The organism is Sulfuricaulis limicola (genome assembly GCF_002355735.1).
In the GTDB taxonomy this organism is placed as follows: domain Bacteria; phylum Pseudomonadota; class Gammaproteobacteria; order Acidiferrobacterales; family Sulfurifustaceae; genus Sulfuricaulis; species Sulfuricaulis limicola.
The window spans coordinates 1865843-1885202 of the sequence record NZ_AP014879.1; the positions used below are offsets into that span (position 1 = coordinate 1865843).

General features: G+C 61.0%; 16 protein-coding genes. 6 read left to right on the plus strand and 10 right to left on the minus strand.

Translation table 11 applies throughout. The features are described from left to right. Positions 1–5: 5 nt before the first annotated feature. Genes SCL_RS08960 through SCL_RS08975 form a run of 4 tightly spaced genes read left to right on the plus strand, consistent with a single transcriptional unit; the run spans position 6 to position 4360 of the window. Positions 6–1181: a glycosyltransferase family 2 protein gene (locus SCL_RS08960; RefSeq protein ID WP_197702580.1), complete on the plus strand. Its 1176-nt coding sequence runs from the start codon at positions 6–8 to the stop codon at positions 1179–1181. Continuing rightward, the gene (locus tag SCL_RS08965; protein ID WP_096360903.1) at positions 1178–2473 is read left to right on the plus strand and encodes a lipopolysaccharide biosynthesis protein; all 1296 of its coding nucleotides are present in this window, start codon (positions 1178–1180) and stop codon (positions 2471–2473) included. Before SCL_RS08960 ends, SCL_RS08965 begins: the two co-directional genes overlap by 4 nt. Then, entirely contained in the window at positions 2470–3915 is a 1446-nt protein-coding gene (locus SCL_RS08970) for a GMC oxidoreductase (protein WP_096360904.1), read from the plus strand. Before SCL_RS08965 ends, SCL_RS08970 begins: the two co-directional genes overlap by 4 nt. Before the next feature lies 1 nt (position 3916). Continuing rightward, the gene (locus tag SCL_RS08975; protein ID WP_148665056.1) at positions 3917–4360 is read left to right on the plus strand and encodes a hypothetical protein; all 444 of its coding nucleotides are present in this window, start codon (positions 3917–3919) and stop codon (positions 4358–4360) included. 29 nt (positions 4361–4389) lie between these two features. On the opposite strand, the gene SCL_RS08980 is transcribed toward SCL_RS08975, so the two are convergent. The 10 genes from SCL_RS08980 to SCL_RS09025 form a co-directional block, all read right to left on the minus strand. Then, the gene (locus SCL_RS08980) at positions 4390–5748 is read right to left on the minus strand and encodes a GNAT family N-acetyltransferase (RefSeq protein ID WP_172426001.1); all 1359 of its coding nucleotides are present in this window, start codon (positions 5746–5748) and stop codon (positions 4390–4392) included. Positions 5749–5771: 23 nt separating this feature from the next. Further along, a complete protein-coding gene (locus tag SCL_RS08985) occupies positions 5772–6758 on the minus strand; it encodes a hypothetical protein (RefSeq protein WP_096360907.1) in 987 nt (328 codons plus the stop codon). A 170-nt stretch (positions 6759–6928) separates the two neighbouring features. Further along, positions 6929–8452: a putative bifunctional diguanylate cyclase/phosphodiesterase gene (locus SCL_RS08990; protein WP_197702581.1), complete on the minus strand. Its 1524-nt coding sequence runs from the start codon at positions 8450–8452 to the stop codon at positions 6929–6931. 296 nt (positions 8453–8748) lie between these two features. After that, positions 8749–10212, minus strand: coding sequence for a hybrid sensor histidine kinase/response regulator (locus SCL_RS08995; RefSeq protein ID WP_197702582.1), 1464 nt, complete (start codon positions 10210–10212; stop codon positions 8749–8751). A gap of 151 nt (positions 10213–10363) precedes the next feature. Further along, positions 10364–11821, minus strand: coding sequence for a DUF7125 family protein (locus SCL_RS09000; RefSeq protein WP_096360910.1), 1458 nt, complete (start codon positions 11819–11821; stop codon positions 10364–10366). Next, the gene (locus SCL_RS09005; protein WP_096360911.1) at positions 11814–12191 is read right to left on the minus strand and encodes a hypothetical protein; all 378 of its coding nucleotides are present in this window, start codon (positions 12189–12191) and stop codon (positions 11814–11816) included. Before SCL_RS09005 ends, SCL_RS09000 begins: the two co-directional genes overlap by 8 nt. A gap of 303 nt (positions 12192–12494) precedes the next feature. Then, positions 12495–14360 carry a PAS domain S-box protein gene (locus SCL_RS09010; RefSeq protein ID WP_172426002.1) on the minus strand — a complete coding sequence of 622 codons (1866 nt, stop codon included), beginning with the start codon at positions 14358–14360 and terminating at the stop codon, positions 12495–12497. Between the two features lie 107 nt (positions 14361–14467). Beyond that, positions 14468–14794: a circadian clock KaiB family protein gene (locus tag SCL_RS09015; RefSeq protein ID WP_096360913.1), complete on the minus strand. Its 327-nt coding sequence runs from the start codon at positions 14792–14794 to the stop codon at positions 14468–14470. Then, positions 14784–16595 carry a circadian clock protein KaiC gene (gene kaiC, locus SCL_RS09020; protein WP_172426003.1) on the minus strand — a complete coding sequence of 604 codons (1812 nt, stop codon included), beginning with the start codon at positions 16593–16595 and terminating at the stop codon, positions 14784–14786. The genes SCL_RS09015 and kaiC overlap by 11 nt, the downstream gene beginning before the upstream one ends. A gap of 17 nt (positions 16596–16612) precedes the next feature. Beyond that, positions 16613–17380: a Crp/Fnr family transcriptional regulator gene (locus tag SCL_RS09025; RefSeq protein WP_096360915.1), complete on the minus strand. Its 768-nt coding sequence runs from the start codon at positions 17378–17380 to the stop codon at positions 16613–16615. Positions 17381–17880: 500 nt separating this feature from the next. Here SCL_RS09025 and SCL_RS09030 point away from each other — a divergent pair, with 500 nt between their 5' ends. After that, positions 17881–18792, plus strand: coding sequence for a GGDEF domain-containing protein (locus SCL_RS09030; protein ID WP_172426004.1), 912 nt, complete (start codon positions 17881–17883; stop codon positions 18790–18792). Between the two features lie 11 nt (positions 18793–18803). Next, positions 18804–19043, plus strand: coding sequence for a DUF2188 domain-containing protein (locus SCL_RS09035; protein WP_096360917.1), 240 nt, complete (start codon positions 18804–18806; stop codon positions 19041–19043). Positions 19044–19360 lie beyond the last annotated feature (317 nt).

Consider the following 19360-nt stretch of genomic DNA (forward strand, 5'->3'; position numbering starts at 1 on the left):
CAACCATGATGAACATGATCTTGTTTGTGTTGGCGCTGCCGGCGACCGCGGTGAGTTTATATTTGCTATTGTTTACGCTGTTGTCGAGCGCACCACCGGCGACGCTGCGCTCATCGCGACGGCCGCACTTTGATGTCATCGTCCCGGCCCATAACGAGGCGGCGGTCATCGAAGGCGTCATCGCCAGCCTGCGCCAGCTTGATTGGCCGGCCGACGGCTTTCGCATACTGGTGGTCGCCGACAACTGCACGGATACAACCGCGGAGCTGGCGCGCGCCGCCGGCGCCGAGGTGCTGGAACGCCACGATACCCAGCGTCGCGGCAAAGGTCATGCGCTGGACTTCGCTTTCCGGGCGAGCCAGGTGCACGGTTCGGCCTATGCCGTCGTCGTCGTGGATGCCGACACCCAGGTCTCGCCGAACCTGCTCGAAGCGTTTGCCGCGCGCATTGAGCTCGGGGCCAAGGTCATACAGGCGCATTATGGCGTGCTCAATGCACAAGCATCCTGGCGCACGCGCCTCATGGCCATTGCCTTGGCTTCGTTTCACCGGGTGCGTTCGCGCGGACGCGAACGCCTGCAACTTTCCTGCGGCATACGCGGCAACGGCTGGTGCATTACGCACCGGCTGCTGCGCCAGGTGCCGTATCAGGCATACTCCCTGGCCGAGGATATCGAATACGGAATCGATCTGGGCCTCGCCGGCTTTCGCGTGCACTACGCCGATGAAGCGCAGGTCGCCGCCATGATGGTGACGGATGAGCAGGCGGCGCGCAGCCAGCGCCAGCGCTGGGAGGACGGGCGCTGGCAGCTGATCCGTTCCAGGACCCTGCCACTGTTGCAGGCAGCCATGGGTCGCGGCGGCCGGGTCTGTCTGGATCTGGCACTCGACCTGCTGGTGTTACCCCTGTCCTATGTGGCTCTCAATACCGCAGTGTTGATTGTCCTCGCCGGGATTGCATGGTTGTGGGAGCCTTCCATGGAGATCTGGTTATGGCTGGGACTTGGCTGTGGCATGGGCCTGCTGCTCTATGTGTTGCGCGGCTGGCAGCTCAGCAATGTCGGCTGGCGTGGTCTCGTGGATTTGTTGCGTGCTCCGTTTTTCGTGCTTTGGAAAGTGCTGCTGATGCTGCGTGCGCGCGGGTCGGTTGAATGGATACGCACCAAGCGGGAACAATCGTGAATGATCGCCGTCAGCGGCATTTCGCCTTCGCGCGCCTGCTCAGCAGCGCGGTGGTCAGTCAGGCCGTGCTTTCCGCCGCCAGTTTTGCCATCGGCCTGATCCTCATTCGCGGCACGACCGATACTCAGTACGGCTATTACATCCTGGCGTCGAGCGCCATTCTCCTGCTGGTTTCCCTCCAGAACGCGTTTTTCAGCCCTCCCCTGGCAATTCGCCTGACGCGGCTCGATCGCCCGGGACGCGGCGATCTGGTCGGCGGCCTGTATCGCGAGCAACGGCGGTTGCTGCCGGCGCTCGGCGCCATTACCGTCGTCATGGCGCTCGGCCTGTGGTACGCCCGGGTACTGGACGCCGACACCGCGCCGCTGGTGCTCGCCACGGTAGCCGCCACCCTCGCGATCCTGCATCGCGAGTACTTTCGCATGGTGCTGTACGCGCATCGCCGGCCGCATGACGTGCTCCGCACCGACATGTTCTATGTCGTGCTGATGGTGGCGGGTGCTTTCGCTGCCACCCTCACGCCGGCGCCGGCGGTAACGGCTGTCCTCACCCTGAGCCTGGCCGCCGTGGTGAGCGGAATTCTGTTGTCGCGGGCATTGCAGCGTCACGAACCCTGGAACATTCAGGGCGCGCCGGGCATCCTGCAGGAAATTGCCCCGCTCGCCGCCTGGTCCACCGCGGGCGCGGCGATTCATTGGACCTTCAGTCAGGGGTATATTTATCTGGTCGCCGGCACCCTCGACATCGCCGCCGTGGCGGCGATCGCGGCCACGCGCCTGCTGATGATGCCCGTGAACCTGCTGTCAACGGGAATCGGCTCGCTCATGCTGCCGCTGGCATCGGGCTGGCTGCATCGACACGGCATTCTGATGTTGCGACGTCGCCTGTACCTCTTCGCCCTGGGCCTGGCCGCGGCGACGCTTTGCTACTTCGTCATCCTGTGGTTCTTGCGCGACTGGATTTTCGCCGTTGTCCTCAAGAAACAGTTCATGCAGCGCGATGCATTATTGCTGCTGTGGGGAGCTGTTTTTCTCGTGATGGCGGTCCGTGGCCAGCTGGTTTATCTGCTGGCGGCACAAGGACGTTTCCGCGTCATGTCCCTGCTCACGCTCGTGAGCGCCGTGATAGCGCTCACCGCCAGTTACGCGGGAATGCTGCGGTTCGGGGTGGCCGGCGCGCTGGCAGGCATGCTGATCGGTGAACTGGTCAACGCGGCCGGTATCGTGATCCTTTCATTCCGCCAGGCGCCGCAACCGCTCGCCGCACAACGTTTTGGTACAAGCTCGCCATGACCGACCACTATGATGCCATTGTAGTTGGCACCGGTTTCGCCGGTGCATTTTTCCTGTTGCGATACCTGCAGCACGCGCCACCCAAAGCGCGCGTCCTGGTGCTGGAACGCGGCAGGAACGACTGCAAGGTGTGGCAATTGCGGAATCGCCGCACCTCGAGCCTCAATACCGAAGAATTCTTCATCAACAACAATCCGGAAAAGGAATGGCTGATGAGCCTGGGTTTCGGCGGCAGTTCGAATACCTGGTGGGGCGGCGTCGCGCGCATGATGCCCGGTGACTTCCAGTTGCAATCGCGTTACGGGGTAGGCACCGATTGGCCGTTGCGCTACGAGGATCTGGAAACCTATTACGGAGATGCCGAAGTCATCATGGCGGTATCGGGCCCGGCGGACAGTCCCATGCCGCGCTCGCGTCCTTTCCCGTTACGGCCGCATCGCTTTTCAGATACCGACGCGCTGTTGAAAAAGACCTTCCCGGACGGCTGGTTTCACCCGGCCACGACACGGGCCAGCGCGCCCACCGGGACTCGCGGTATTTGCTGCGGCGCCGGTATCTGCGAGCTGTGCCCGCACGATGCGAATTTCAGCATCTCCAATGGCCTGCGGCGCCTGCATGACGACCCGCGCGTCACCCTGCGACTGCAAGCCACCGTGGAACAAGTGGAAACAAGCGGCGATCTGGCGCGGGGAGTGAGCTACACGAGCGACGGACAATTGCGCCGGGCGACCGCCGATCTGGTGGTGCTGGCGGCAAGCGCCCTGTTCAATCCGCACATCCTGCTCCGCTCCGGCATTACGCACGAGCTGCTGGGCAAGCGTCTGCATGAACAAATGCCCGTGGATGTCTGCCTGAACCTGCGCGGCGTCAAGGGTTACAACGGCAGTACCATAATTTCCGGTAACGGTTATTTGTTTTATGAGGGTGAGCACCGTCGCCAGCACGCCGCCTGTTTGATCGAAACATGGAATTCGCCGTTCAACTACCGTCGAGCGGCCCTGCGCGCCGAACGTGGCCGGTGGACGGAACGCGCTTTCTTTCGTTTCATGTTTGACGATCTTCCGCGCGCCGATAACAAGGTTACGGTAAACGCGGCCAATCCGCACTTGCCCGAAGTCACCTTCAACGGCTACTCGGACTATGCGCAGCGCGGCGTGGATCGCATTCCGGCCATGGTCGATACCCTGGCGAAAGCGCTGCCCATTGAAGAGATCGAGAGCATCGAGGTGGCGCGCAGCACTTCGCATATTCAAGGCACCGTGGTGATGGGTAACGACCCCGCGACCAGTGTCGTCGACCGATACCTGATGCATCATCGGATTCGCAACCTGCTGGTGCTGGGCTCAAGCGCGTATCCGACCGCCAGCCCGGCATACCCGACCCTTACGCTCTCGGCCTTGTCGCTATGGGCAGCGGATCATCTGTTCACCAGGAGCGCCTGAAATGCTTAATCGCCGCCGATTTCTTGTCGCAGGCATGGCCGGCCTCGCCGGACTCGTTGCATGGCGCCTCATCCGCAGCAGCGACGAGGATGCCATCATTGCGGTACTGAAAAAACGGCTCGATTATTTAAGATTGGACGAAAACGGCCTGCGTGTTTTCGCCAGGGATCTGGTTGCGCAGCAGATCATAGCCAGCCATAAGCTGCGTTTGCTCGATTTCGCGGGACCTGTTTATACGCAGCTTTCCCTTGCCGCGCACGGCAACGCGCTGACACGCGCCATACGGCATGGCGAGGAACGCATCGTCACTCAATATCTGCTGTCCAGCGATTTTTTCCAGAATGGCGCCGATGAAACCAGGGAAGTTCACTATTATCGCTACTACGATCCCACGCGCACCTCTCGCCCCTGCGGCACTCCCTTTGCCCGATCGATCATGAGTTGACTGTTGAAACAAGTCTCAGCCAGGATATTTCATTCCGCGTAAAGCGCATGGCGCTGCCGCAACGGGACTCCCGCTACCCGCTGCGTCTCGAATGGCATCACCGCGGCCAGCTCCGTCGCGGACAGGAATTCACCCCGGCCTTTCCGGACCTCGGTAATCAGCGCGGCAATGGACGCGCGCTCCTCGGGGCTTGTCTGGAAATCGGGGAGCTTGCCGGGCTCGGCCGGCCCGTTTTCTTGCCTGTTGACATCCCGGCGCACGGGATTGAAAGACATGGGTGCCTCCTTCGATTTGGCAACAAACACCCGGCGCTTCCAGTCTCCGAGCTTCCGGTGCCAGAATGGAAGACTGCCCACGCGGTATATCTGCGCGATTCGGGTTTCGGTTATCTCCGCCAGCCAGCGAACCTTGAAATATCCAAAGCCCGAAAGCAGATTGAGAAACGTGTGGCGGCCATCGATGGCCTGACGCATCGCCATCAGCTGCAATGCCGATCCGGGCGCGAGGTGTCGCAGGCGGTCGTCGTAAACCATTTGCAACGCGTAGAGCCCCTGCATGAATGCGCCCCTGATGAAACCGGCGATGGGATGTCCGTCAAACAGGAGTATCTCGATCGATATCCGCATCGGTTGCCGCGCATCGAGCAGGCCCTTGACGTACTCGACCCGCTCGGGATGCCGGCCAATGATCGCATTGGCCTTCGACTTCCAGCTGCGCCGTTCTATGCCGCGGTAGAGTTCAAAAAGTGCCGGCGTGATGGCCGGGTCTGACGACGCCAGCAACTCCACGTTGCCCGCCGCGAGCAGGTGGTGCACCTGCCGTTTGACGTTATGGCGGGAATTCTTCGCAAGTGCCTTGAAATATTCGTGCAGCGTCCCCCAACGCACCTGAATGGTTCCGTTCTCCAGGCTTGGCCACGGGCGCACCAGATAACCTTCAAGAGAGACCGTGGCCGGTGGCGGAAACAGCGTCGAAGTATCGTCCTGTTGCTGGAATTCCAGAACGCTCCATTCCTGTTTGCGACCGAGCAGGTAAGCGTAAAATGCCTCGCTGACCCGGATCAGGTGCTCGGGCCGCGCCACCACATGCGGCCGATCGGTGTCGTGGGTAACCAGGAAACCGATTTGGGATGTCCGCAGTCCCAGAATTTTTCGCGTGACCTGTTTGAGCGCCAGGTAGCCGGCGAGCCGACCGTCGAGAAAGGCAGCGAGGAACCACAGGCGCACACCCCGGCCTCCGGGAAAGTACTCGTCATGCCGGAGAAAGTTTTCGAAGAACTCGAAGGTCGAGAAGGGATCCGGCCGCGCGGAGACCAGATTCAGCGCATTAACCTCGTTTCGCAGGGCTTCGGCCTCCTCGAACGCATGGAAACATCGAACCTCGATCAAATACCTGTCTCCATCGATTGGCTTTATTCCTCGAGCGCCACCACGCCCCCGGGGGCGTCGGGGTCAACCCGCATCGAAGCCGTGTGTTGTTTTGCCGGCAGCCGGTCCAGCCCGGCGCGACGCGCCAACCGCTGCGCCACGGTTTTCATCAGCGCCGCCGGCCCTTCCTCGCGCGTCGACAATCCGCGCAGGCCGAGCCGGGTGCGGAAAAAGCGGTTGGCGACGTAGATTCGCGCGCGCTGCCGGCTCTGCCGGGTAAAGTGCTCGGTCGAGAGCGAGACATTCACGCTGTCCAGGTTGGTCACGCGGTGCGGGGCATTCTGGGGCCAGGCAACCCACTGCCCCGGTTCGAGATCGTAAACCACCGCCGCCCGGTCAAAGACATGCTCGTAAGGCAGATATTCATGCCGAACACCGGCAAAGATGTCTTCCAGGTGCTCGCGCCTCACGTAACGCTCGTCGAGCGCGGGATAAACCCAGACCCGCTTGCGCCCCCGGATATGCCACAACACCGAGGCCGGGCCATCGGCATGGTAGTAGACGAGCGCGTGCGGCGACGAGATGAGCAGGGTTCCCTGGCTGAAGTCGGGCAGGAAGCCGGGCACCTGTTGCGCGAGCTGCACATAAAGCTGGTCGATGAGCGCGCGATAACGCCGGTCGGCGCGATCGACCCGGGTGATGTTGAGCCACAAGCGTCCGTTCCTGACTGCCTGCAAAAGCTCGGCGCCGCTCACGCCGTCGTGGAGCGCGAGCCGGTTCTCGATCCGGGAGGGATCGGCACCCATGGTCAATGCATGGAGGTTCTTCCGTGGAAAATGGTCGAGCAGGTCGATCAGCGCGGCGTCCGTGAACAGATCCAGCTCATGCAGATTGTGGGACGCCACCAGCGGTTTCCGGCCAAAGTCGGCTTTATTTACGTCAAACAACCGGACCGTCGGCATCAGTCTCAGGTGTTCCTTCTGCGGAATCGCCCAGGCGGTGACAAAGAGCTGCGCCGGAGAACTCGCCATATGCCTCCATCCTTGCGTGAAGCGACCGGCTTTAAGCTCGGAAGAGGACATAAACACCTGCCTGGTAAAGACATGGGAAATCGCACAAACCGCCGCACCGCATGCGAAACTGAATTACGCCGGGCAATAATAATGAACCCGGGAACCAGGCGGGTCTGTTCGATAGCGCACTAAAGGAGAGTTCCCGATATTCCGTTTGCCAGCAAGCCGGCGAATTCACCGGCCTGGACCGGACGGCCGAAATAGTATCCCTGGCCCTCGTCGCAATGCCGGGCCAGAAGAAATGCGTATTGCTCCGGTGTTTCCACGCCCTCGGCAATCACGCGTCGCTTGAGGCTTTTACCCAGGCTGATCACGGCACTGACGATAGCCGCATCGTCCGGGTTGCTGGTTATCTGGCGCACGAACGAGCGGTCGATCTTCAGGGTATCGATCGGAAACTTGCTCAGATAACTCAGGCTGGAATAGCCGGTGCCGAAGTCATCGAGCGTCAGCTTCACGCCCAGGTCCGCGAGCGCATGCAGCACTTCATCGGTATATCCGACAACACGCATGAGGATGCTTTCGGTCAGCTCGAGTTCCAGGTAGCGCGGCTCCAGATGCGTCTCTTCAAGCGCGGCGCGTATATTTTGGAAAAAATCCTTGGCGCGAAATTCGAGCGCGGAGGTGTTGATGGCAACGATGATCGGCGGCAAGCCGGCCTGCCGCCAGGCCCGGGCCTGGCAGCAGGCCTCGCGAAGCACCCAGCGGCCGATCGGCAGTATCAGCCCGCAATCCTCGGCAACGGGCACGAACTGCGCCGGCGGCAGCAGCCCTTGCTCCGGATGCTGCCAGCGGATGAGCGCCTCGACACCGACAATCGCGCCGCTGTGGAGATTGATTTTCGGCTGATAGTGCAGCACGAATTCCCGCCGTTCCAGCGCGCGACGCAGGCCGGCCTCGGTGGATTGCCGCTGGACAGCGCGGGCGTTCATGTCCTGTTCGAAGAACATGTAATTGTTGCGGCCATTTTCCTTGGCGTGATACATCGCGGTGTCGGCGCTCCGGATGAGGGTTTCCGCATCCTGGCCATCGTCGGGGTAGATGCTGATGCCGATACTCACGCTGATATGGAGATCATGCCGGTCGATACGGTGTGGCGCCGTCAGCGCCGTGAGCATCTTGTGCGCCGAGAGCGCCGCGTCTTCGGCGCGCTCAATGCAGGGAAGCAGCAGCACGAATTCATCCCCGCCCTGGCGACTGATGGTGTCCGATTGGCGCACGCAACCCACCAGGCGCTGCGCCACCGACTGCAACAGTTGGTCGCCCACCGCGTGCCCGAGGGAGTCGTTGATATGCTTGAATTGGTCGAGGTCCATGAACATTACCGCCAGTTGCCGGCCCTGGCGACGGGCCAGCTCAATCGCCTGGTTGAGCCGGTCTTGCAGCAACACCCGGTTGGGCAGATCGGTGAGAACATCGTGATGCGCCAGATGATCCAGCTGAACCTTGGCAATCTGGACCTGCTCGGCCAGTTTGTTGGCTTCAATGCTGGCGATTACCAGGTGCGCGTTCGCCTGTTGCAGCATGGCCACGTGATCGTCGGACGCCGCCTGCGTCGCCCCGGCCGCGCGAATTTCCCGCTTCTTGCGGGCGGGAGCGGCCGCCTTGCCGCCCCGGACCGCCTTTCCCCTGCGCGGGACATTTTTTTTCATGGCAGCCGGCGACCTGTCCGGACGCCGGCTGGACGCAACCGCGTGACCCGATTCATTGGTATCCGATGCGTCGTCTTCATCGCTTCTGTTCATTTACCCGCCTTCCATGGCCCGGACGTCCCGGCGATGGGCTGACCATCGGCCGGTGTGTACCGTACGTTTGCAGACCTCATTCAGATCGGTCTGACAACCAATACGGAATTAAAAAACAAGGGCTGGAGCACAGAAAGGCTAGGCGCGTCGACCACAACGGTCGGTACGATGGCGCACATAGCCTGGGGTCATACCTCTGCGGATCACGGGCCCGACGCGGGTGGCGGTGTGCCGTCTTGTCCTGTTTCCACGCGTTGCAGCGCCATGTCCAGCGCCAGCATGAACTCCTTGATCCTGATCGGCTTGGTGAGATAACCGAGGAATCCCGCCTCCAGGCCTCTCTGGATATCGCGTGGCATGGCATTGGCGCTGATGGCCAGTACCGGGATGTGCGCCGTGGCCGGGTCGTCACGCAGGATTTTCAGCGCCTGGAAGCCGTTGATGCCGGGCAGATTGATGTCCATCAGGATCACGTCCGGGAGCTGGGTGCGCGCCAGTGCGATGCCATGATTGCCATCAAGCGCGCTCAGCATGCGCAGCTGCGGGATATTCTCGATCATGTGCTCGACCAGCAGCAGGTTGGCCGGATTGTCTTCCACATACAGCAGGGTGCGCCGCCGTCCCGCGCCTTCCCGGGCTTGCGGCGAAAGCATCGCGGGCATGGCGTTGTCAGCGGCCGATTGGGGGGGGCTGACATCGCGGATCAGTTCAAACCAGAATTCGCTGCCCGCGCCGACGGTGCTTTCCGCGCCGATGCTGCCGCCCATCATTTCGACCAGTTGCTTGGAGACCACCAGGCCGATGCCGGTGCCTTCCTCGTCGCCGGTCTCCTGCCCGAGACGATTGAACGGCTGAAACAGCTGCGCCAGCTGTTGCGGGGACAATCCCGCGCCGCTGTCCTTGATGCTGATGCGCAGGCGTTCCGGGGTCGCGCTGCACGCCACCTCGACCGTTCCATGCTGGCGGCTGTATTTGATCGCATTGGAAAGCAGGTTGATCAGAACCTGCTTGACCCGGGTCCGGTCGGCGCTGGCAACCCAGCCGTGGTCGAACGGCAGATAGTTGATATGGGTGTCGTGTTTTTGCGCCTGCGATTCGATCATGGCCTGGCATTCGCGCATCACCTCGATCAGTGACACCGATTCCCGGGACAGCGACAGCTTGCCGGACTCGATCACCGCGAGATCGAGAATCTGGTTGATCAGTTCCAGCAGGTACCACCCGGCCTTGATAATCTGCTGCAGCCGTTCGGTCTGGGTGTCCGTTGGCGGCGGTGAACCGGCCTCCAGCAACTGGGCGAAGCCGAGGATGGCATTGAGCGGGGTGCGCAGCTCATGGCTCATGCTGGAAAGGAATTCCGATTTCGCGCGATTGGCTTTTTCCGCGACGAGCTTGGCGCCCTCCAGCTGGACCTTGGCCTTTCCGAGCTGTTCGGCCAGTTTCTGCGCTTCGAGGGTGGCGATGACCAGGCGTGTGTTCGCCTGCTGCAACATGGCCATGTGATCGTCGGCCGCCGCCTGTGTCGCGTCGGCCGCGCGAATTTCCCGCTCGCGCGAGGCGGCCGTCCCTTCGCGCGCGTCGACGGCGTTTTCGCGCCTGTCCACGGCACCTTCGCGGGCCGTGACCAGGGTCTCGCGGTTTCGAACGGCCGCTTTATCGCCAATCACGGCACTTTTTCTGCCCGGGTGGTCTTTTGCCCGGGCGGCGGGCAAGCTGCCTTTGCGCCGGCTGGTCACGCGCGGCTGACCTCGTTCACTGGATTCAGCGGCGTTGTGCTTGTCATTTCCATGCATTCCCGCCATCCATCACGCGGTCGTTCTAGTCAGTCTTCTGCGTCGGCCGGCCCGACAGGATTCCGGCGTACCCGGACATGGTCTCGCCGATAACGATGCCCTTGTCGGTAATGGTAAAAAACCGGATGTCCTTGCTGTGCTGGCTGCCGCGGACTTTGGCCACCGTGAAGGCACGTTTCAGCTGGCCCGCGATTTCGACATAGCGCTGCACGATAATGGCGTCGGCGAGAAAGGCGCTCCCCGACGGACTGAAGCGCAAATCGGTGAAGCGATCCTCCAGTTCCGAGGTCATCATGATGGTCAGGCCCATGCTCGTCAGCTCGGCAACCATCCGGTACAGCGATCCGCGAAAATCCTCGCTGAACTCGGGCGCCAGCGCCAGCTCGAATCCTGACAGGGAATCGATGACAACTCGCTTAGCCTGCATCCGTCTGATCATTTCGATCAGATCGTGCAGGGTTTCATCGATCGACAAATCCAGGGAGCGCGTGTTGATGACCCCCACTTTCCCGGTCTTGACCAGCTCGGACAGTTTGTTGTTCAGCAGCTGGCTCGGGCTTTTCTCGAACGCCGCGATCACGCCGGGTTCGCCCCGGCGCGCGCCTTCGGCGAGAAACTCCGTCGCCATGATGGTTTTTCCGGAACCGGATGGCCCGACCAGCAGCAGCGAATAGCCGGCCGGCAAGCCGCCGCCCAGCATTTCATCCAGGCCGGGTATCCCCACGGGCACACGTGCCTCTCCCGTGGACGTCCCGGACCCGATTACCCCGCCCGGTTGGACGATCGCCCGCGGGAAAATCCGGAGTCCGGCATCGCCGATACGGAACGTATGCAAACCCGGCGCCTGGGCCTGACCGCGCATTTTGACCACCTGCATCTTGCGCACCATGGAATTGCGGTGCAGGTTTTGCGACAGCCACAGGATGCCGTCCGCCACGGTAAAGATCGGGCTCGATTCCTGCTCCGGCGTCAGATATTCACCTATCAAAAACGTGGTGGCCTGCCAGCTCGTCATTTGCAGGCCCAGTTGCTGCACGAACCGCTGCAGATCGGACACGCCCTGGTCTGCGTGATTTATGGAATGCACGACGGATCGAAACGAGTCCACGAACACCAGGCTGGGTTCATAGGCCTTCACCTCGTCGGTGATGCGTTTCAAAACGCGGTCAAAATCTCCCGCCTGGAGTTCTGCCGACAGGTTGACGAAGCGGATCGAGTCATTGACTTTATCCGGATCGAAAAACGTGAATTGCTGTTGATAACGGAGCATCTTCAGGGCCGGTTCCCCGAGCACCGTGAAGAACAGCGCCCGGTATTTCGGGTTGGCCAGCGAGAACATGATCTGCTGGGCCAGCGTGGTTTTCCCGCTTCCCGGCGTGCCCGCAATCAGGTTAAACGAGAATTCCGGCAGGCCTCCGCCCAACAGGTTGTCCAGGCCGGGAACGCCGGATGGCAGGCGACGTATCTTTACCTTGCTACTCATTTTTGAACTCCTTGCCGGCTTTATTCGAAGCATCATCGCCCCAGGCCGAACGCATAATGCTGGTCGTCAACGGCTCGCCAATCAGCGAGGCCAGGATGTCGGTGAAAGTGATTAGCAGCAGCCGGTTGGCGGCGCCGGCCTGCGCGGGCGTTTGTCCTGCCATGCACATTTTCAATTCCGCGAACCGGTAATCGTTGTGCGGCGACGATGAACCGGTCGCGAGCCAGGGAAAGGCCGGCTGGGTCAGGAATACGCTTCTCGCGTAAAGTGAATTGAATCCTCCTTCACCGACGATCGAAATGATCTCGGTCGCCAGCTTTCCCCAGGAATCAATCGCGCCATCCGCCACTTTATCGGAGTGGCGCGCCATGAGGTCTTCGATTATCCGGTGTCGTAGCGGAACACTGGTTGGCATAAGAAACGTATAATCGCGATATCGACGACGTTGGTGGAAAATTAATCGCTGTTTCAAACCGACAGCGGCGTATCAGCTAAAGATACTTGTCTACAGTGTGAATCTTGTCCCCGCCGAACGGGCGCCGGTGCAGATCTGCGCCCGGGCGGGATTTGTGCCGTCCCGCCAAAAATCTGCGCCAGGTGCTCATCAAGAAATGCGTTGTCTTGTTGCAACGCTTGGTCAGTTACGCAGAATACACTCGCTCCTGTTTTTATTCTATAAGCCGGCTTCGCGCAACGCTATCTCGGCGCGCTTGCGCCGGGTGATGTCCAAACCGGTACCGTGAAACCCGGTGAAGGCGCCGGCGGCATCGTAAACCGGCTCGCCGCTGATGAGGTAGTAGCCGAGCTGTCCATCCGGAAGGATGGCGGCATATTCAAAATCGCAGAATGACCATTGCGCGGCAAGTTCCGACTTGTGTCTGATCCATTCGTCTTCGCCGAGGACGATGGTCGGCAGCTCCCAGAGGGTCTTGCCAAGGATGTCGCCGGTGCCGGCCATGCCGGTGCCGGTAATTCTGGTAAACCGGAACTGGCTGTCCAGTTCCCAAACCCAATCGGATGAAAGCTCGGTCAGCCTGCGAAAGCGCGTCTCGCTCCGGCGCAGAGCGTCTCCGATCTGCCGCTGTTTCAGAAATTGGCCGAGCTGATGGCCGATGGCCCGCGCCGCCTGCAGCAGCCGGTCATCCGGTTCGTGGACAGTACGGCTCGCGAAAGCGAGCACGCCCACCGTCGTGTCGTCGGCGATAACCGGAAAGACAAAAGCGCCATCCATGCCGGTTTCGTGCGCCAGCGCCGTGTGCGCCGCGCGCGCGTCTTTCGACCTGCTGAGTATCCATAGCGGCTGACCCGACTGGCACACCCGGCCCGCCAATCCGGCGCCCGGACGGAACACCGCGCCGCGCGACTTTTCCATGAATTGCTCGACCGCAGCCACCGGCATACCCCAGGACTCGTCAAGCTGAAGCACGCCCGACGCCGGCTCCAGGCGAAAGTATCGGCCGCAATCCCACTGCTGTGTTTCGCATACCGCGCGGATTACGGCTTTCAGCGCCGCGGAAGTGTTGTTAACATCGCTCAGACAGCGCGCCACGGTGCACTCAAGTCTCTGCAGTTGCTCCGCGTGCTTGATCTCGGTGATGTCCTCATAGGAAACGATCGCACGCGCCTCGGTGTTTCCGTGCAAGCACGTGACACTGGCCATGAACCAGCGTTGCCCGGACGGCGCGTCGCAGAAATACTCATAGCGAAAAACTTCGCGTTCGCCGGCAATAACCTGGCGCATCCCCGCGACCATCGCGCTGGCGTCGAGGCGCTCGTTGCCGGCGATCTGGCCGCACACGGTGAGATAGTTACTGCCCTCGGAGACCTCCGCGCCGATGCCACGCTGGCTGGCGGCAAAAGCACGCCAGGCGGTATTCGCCATAATAATCACCCCGCCCGCATCGAGCACGCAGACCTGGGCGGCGAGCGCATCGAGAGCGGCGCGGGCAAAGCGCTCCGATTCTGGTGCCGCGGTTTCCGCCTGCCTGCGCGCGGTAACATCCCGCGTGATTCCGCGATAGCCCTTGAACTGACCCTGCTGGTCGTACATCGGCTCGCCGCTGATGCTGATGGTGCGCCGCTCGCCGGCCTGGCTCACGTAACTGAGTTCCAGATCGCGGAATATGGCGCGCCATTCCAGTTGTGTCCGATGCGTCTGCCAATCGACCTCGTTGCTGTTGTCGAACGCCAGATCCCAGAGGGTTTTACCGAGAATGCCTGCGTCACCGGTGCGCTCGCCACCGATGGCGGCGCCGGTATGGGCAACGAAGCGATAGTGTTCGTCCTGTTCCCAGTATCCGTCCGTGGCCAGTTCCACCAGGCTGCGGAACCGTTCCTTGCGTTCGAGCAACGCCGCCTGCGCATCGGGCAACAGAATGGCGCGGCCGCTGGCCGGATCCATGATGGCGTCAACCTCACCCGATTTGATGGCCCGCCGCTCACGCGCGCCCTTGACCAGCCGCAGGATCTTGGCCTCGAAACCAGAGTCTGCCTGCTTCCTGGAGGAGTCTGGGTCAGGCGCGTGAACATCAGGCTTCATAGGCTTCATAGGCTTCATAGGCTTCATAGGCTTCATAGGCTTCATAGGCTTCATAGGCTTCCTTTGACTTGCGGAAGCCCGGAAGAAATAACGCCCGGATCATCCCTTCACGGCGCGTATCCGCTTATTCCGAGCGCGCGCATCACGCCGCTTTTATCGCTGAGGTTACCGACGATATTCGCCGCCGGCGATGGGGACAATTTGGCAAGGCTGGGTGTAACGACGATGCCATCGGCCAGGGCGCGCAACGGCTGCTCGAGAACGTCGACGACCTCCAGCTTGTAGTTGTCTTTCAGGAACTCCTTGCAGATGGCCGCCAGATTGGCGATGGCCAGAAGCGAATTGGGCGCGCTGTTCACCACGTATAGACACATGACAAGCGCTGGCGTAATCGCGGAAGCGGACGATTGGGCCGGTGTTTTTTTACGGCGCATCGCGCGCCTCCTTCCGGGCCTTCTTGCCGTTTCCGGAATTTCCCGAACCGTTGGCCCCCCTGACTTTTGCGTCCGCGGGGGTCAAGGCGGCGCGTCCCGCCGGGTCGGCACTGCGCAACTTGCGCAGTTCGTTCTCTTTTTCGCTCGAGGACAGCATGCGCGCCTCATTGTCACGGGAGTACGACGCCAGTTCCGCGCGCTGCCGATGAAGATCCAGCTCCAGCGCCTTGATCCGGGCACGGGTATCGGCTTCGGTGAATTGCAGCTCGCGTTGCTTATGATCGGCGTCGGCGCGGCGCTGTGTCTTTCTGGCTTTCTCCTCGGTCTCTTTTTCCCAGCGCAAGGTGCCCATCAGCACTTCGCCCCCGGCGGTATAGACATCCGCCAGCATCGGGCCGGTTTCGCTCAGGATCAGCTCGCGCACCTGGTTGGAATGCCAGGTTCCGCGCGATTTGATAATGGTCAGCGCGCGGTTGCGTTCACCGCTGCGAACGACGTAGGAAAGATGGATCCAGGTATCGGCTACCGTTGAAATCTGCAGCTCGGTCGCTTCCGTCTGCGGATCGTCGCCCTCGCTGATGGCGGTGATCATCACGGTGACTTTCTCGTCCTTCGCCATATAGATGAGCCGATTGGCGACGGCGCGGGCCGCGGCCAGTCCCCCGGCCTTGGCGATGGCCGAAAGCGGATCGATCACCATGCAGCGTGGCCGATGCTCGCGGATCAAGGCCTTGAGTTTTATCAGATGTTCTTCCGCGCCGATGGATTCGGTGCGCGCCGAATACATGCGCAACAGCCCGGACTGGACGTGCGGCTTGAGCTGAATGCCGACCGAGGCCAGATTGCGCATGATGGGTTCGGCGCCTTCGTCAAAGCTCACGAACAGCGTGCGCTCGCCGCGCCGGCAGGCGGCCTCGGCAAACTTGCCCGTCAGCGTCGTCTTGGAGGTCCCGGGCACGCCCGTGATCAGGGTGCTGCTGCCGCGGAACAAACCGCCGCCCAGCATCGTATCCAGGCGCTCGAATCCGGCGGAAATCCGCTCGGTCGATGCCGCGTGACTGATTTCGGCCGGTTCGGGAGCGCCCACTTCCATGCCGGAAGGCCCGAAGCTCACCGGATATTCCCCGGCCACGAAATCCGAGCCGCGATATTTCGTGATCTCGAGCCGGTGCAATGAAACACCGTGCTCCAGGCGCCGGCCCAAACGGATCACGCAATCCATCATGAACTGCATGAAGCCGTAGTTGACGGCCTCGGAGGATCCGCCCTCGATTTTGGCCGTGACGATGGCATTCATCTCATTGTCCGCCAGCCAGTCGCGGATACGATAAATTTCCCGCATTTCCGCGATCGGGTTCTGCAGCAGGGTCAACAGCACATCGATGCCGTCAAACACGACCCAGCGTGCGCCTATCTCCTGCTTCTTGGCTTTGAGCATGGCCAGCATGCCGCTCAAGTCGAACTCGCCGGACTGGACCACCTCGGGCGACAGTTGTGCCTCCAGGAAAAACAGCTTGTTCCTGGCCAGGGCCGGCAGACCCCAATTGAAGCAGGCGGCGTTGGCGATAATCCGGCGGGTGGTTTCCTCGAAGGCGACGAAAATCCCGGGCTCGTCGCGCCGGCGCGCGGCGTTGACAAGAGTTTGCAGCGCAAACACGGTTTTGCCCGAGCCCGGACCGCCCAGGAGCAGGGTGGTACGGTTGGGCGTCAGTCCGCCGTGGCTCAGCTCGTCGAACCCCTGGATGCCCGTGGCCAGCTTGGATGGGAGTTGTCGGGGAGCCGCTGTCTTTTTCACTTTCACGGTTCCTCCTTTCAAGCCTAATGGCTGATTAGCGCAGGCACTGAACTTATATTTTTTGCATGGGACAGCAAGCGATCGTACTCTTTCTTGACCACCGCGTAGCATTCACATACCCGCGCCTCCAGGCCCGGCCGGTCGAGAACCGTAATGCGGCCGCGGCTATAGTGGATCAGGCCCAGGGCCTGCAGTTTTCCGGCCGCCTCGGTGACGCCTTCGCGGCGCACGCCGAGCATGTTCGCGATCAACTCCTGGGTCATGGTGAGTTCGTTGGTCGCCAGGCGATCCAGGCTCAGCAGCAGCCAGCGGCAGAGTTGCTGATCCACCGAATGATGCCGGTTGCACACGGCGGTCTGCGACATCTGCGTGATCAGCGCCTGGGTGTAGCGCAACAGCAAATGCTGCAGCCCGGTATGACGCTCGAATTCCCTTTTCAGCGCATGCCCCGGAAGCTCAAGCGCCTGGCCGGCGCTTTGCACCAGGGCCCGGCTGGGCGTGGTGTCGCCGCCCATGAACAGGGCAATGCCCACCATGCCTTCATCGCCAACCACGGCGATTTCCGCCGAGGCGCCATCCGCCATGACGTAGAGCATCGAAATGATGCAGCCCGGGGTGGGAAAATAAACATGACCCAATTCAACGCCGGGTTCATAGATCACCTTGCCCAGCGGCATGCCGACCGGCTTCAGGTCGGGCAGCAGGCGATCGAACACTTCCGCCGGCAAGGCGGCCAGAAGGTGGTTATCTTTTGGTCTTATTTTTGTTTTCGGCTCAAGACCAGCTGGCATAATTTGTAGTCCTTTACCGTAACCCATGGCGCTGGTGCAGAGGAAAATGAGGAAAACCGACTCTACTCGAAACCCGGCGTGCACTATGTACGATACCGAACATAGTGTATGGCGCGCATTAGGGAGCCGTAAATGACCAGGCGATGAGAGGCTGCTGTTGATGGTCCACGCACCCGATGTTGCTGACACGCTCAATATCCCTGCATTCCGTGATACCCGGCCTGTTGTTGGCGCAAGTGTCCGGACTTGACGCTGATCGATTTTCTTTGCCGGCTGCGGTTTTTAAGGAAACCGACGATATAGCGCGGGATCTCATCCCGCCCGGCGCGGGAAAAGCCGGGCATTTCTAAAGATTATGCGACTCGTCACCCGATTATGTTCGCTATCGCACGGAATCCATGCGTTTTTCCCTGTATTCAGGCAACAGGCAATGGGAGGCCGCGCCCGGGAAAGGGTGCGCACCGCTCAGGCGCCACAACCAATTCAGGGAGAGATCAGCCATGGCGCGTCATTCAGATTCCAGCGGGGTCGTGTACCTCAAGGCAGTCAGGTCGAAACTTCGTGCCAAACGGGCCAATTCCGGCGCCACCGGGAAAGCCGCCTCCGGCCCCGTAGTGACGCACGCACTGCCGGCGCCGGGCCTGAGGGCATTCATCAAGGAAATATACGCCTGCAAACAGCTGGTCAAAAGCGCGCAACATCAGATTGAAATTCTTGCCGAGCGCAATGCCGGTTTACAACAAGAACTCATTGAACTCACGCGCCAGGAGGCCAAGGCGCGCTACCTGGCCTATCACGATGGGCTGACCGGTCTCCCGAATCGCAGCCTGCTGCAAGACCGGTTCCAGCAGGCCATGTCCCAGGCGGAACGGCGCCACAAACCGCTGGCGCTGCTGATGCTGGACCTGGACGAATTCAAGCTCGTCAATGACCGGCTGGGGCATGTCAGCGGCGACAAGGTCTTGCAGGCGGTGGCGCAGCGCCTGACCAGGGGCATCCGCGGCGCCGACACTGCCTGCCGCTACGGCGGAGACGAGTTCGTCATCATGCTGCCGGAAATCGACAGCTCGGACAGCGCCACCGCCCTCGTCGCGGAGATCGGCAAGCGTCTCAGCGAACCCTATATTATCAACGGTCACAGGATTTTCATGGCCGCCAGCATCGGCGTTGCCATCTACCCCGGCGACGGCAGAACACTCGACGACTTGATGAAGCAGGCGGATATCGCCATGTATCGCGCCAAGGGTACGGGAAACAGCACCTGCATCATCGAACAGCGCAAGGAAAACGCCGGTCAGGCTGCATTGTACAAACCCGCCGATCCCAAAAACGCCGGCCGCGTGCGCGATTTTTTTATTGAGAGCGAGCTAATGCACGCACAGGGGCAACACAAGAAGCATCAACAAATTTGAGGAAAGCCATCATGGGATTTGATCAAAAAGGATTTTTGGTATTTCGTGTGAAACAGGGCAATGCCGGTAAATGGAATGTCATGGAAGCAGGGATCGAAAAACCGCTGGCCTCATTCGATACCCAAAAGGATGCGATTGAATATGCGCACGATCTGGGCAGCACCAAAAACGGGTCGAAGCTGGAAATCTTCAACGAACGTGGCGTGCAAATAGCGGAAGTCGATACCACCAGTTCACCCCGCCGGGAATAATGACTGTGGTGGTCCCCACTGCCGGTTTATGCACTGCCGCCATGATGGATCAGTCTCCGCCCTGCCCTGCCGCCTTATTCACGCCTGAGCTATTCCGCTGAATCCTGAATTTTCAGAAAGGAACCAACGCCATCGGCGTGGGTCATCGGCATCTGTTTGCGCGATGCGGCGCACTGTCAAGCGCCATGCTTGATAAAGGATGTTTATGTGCGCTGTCATACGGAACTTGCCGCAGCACCAATGAGATAATGGATTTATCAAGGGGCGGCGGTTCAACTTCATTATCGGTAAACACGCAGGTTTGTGGTTAGAATAGG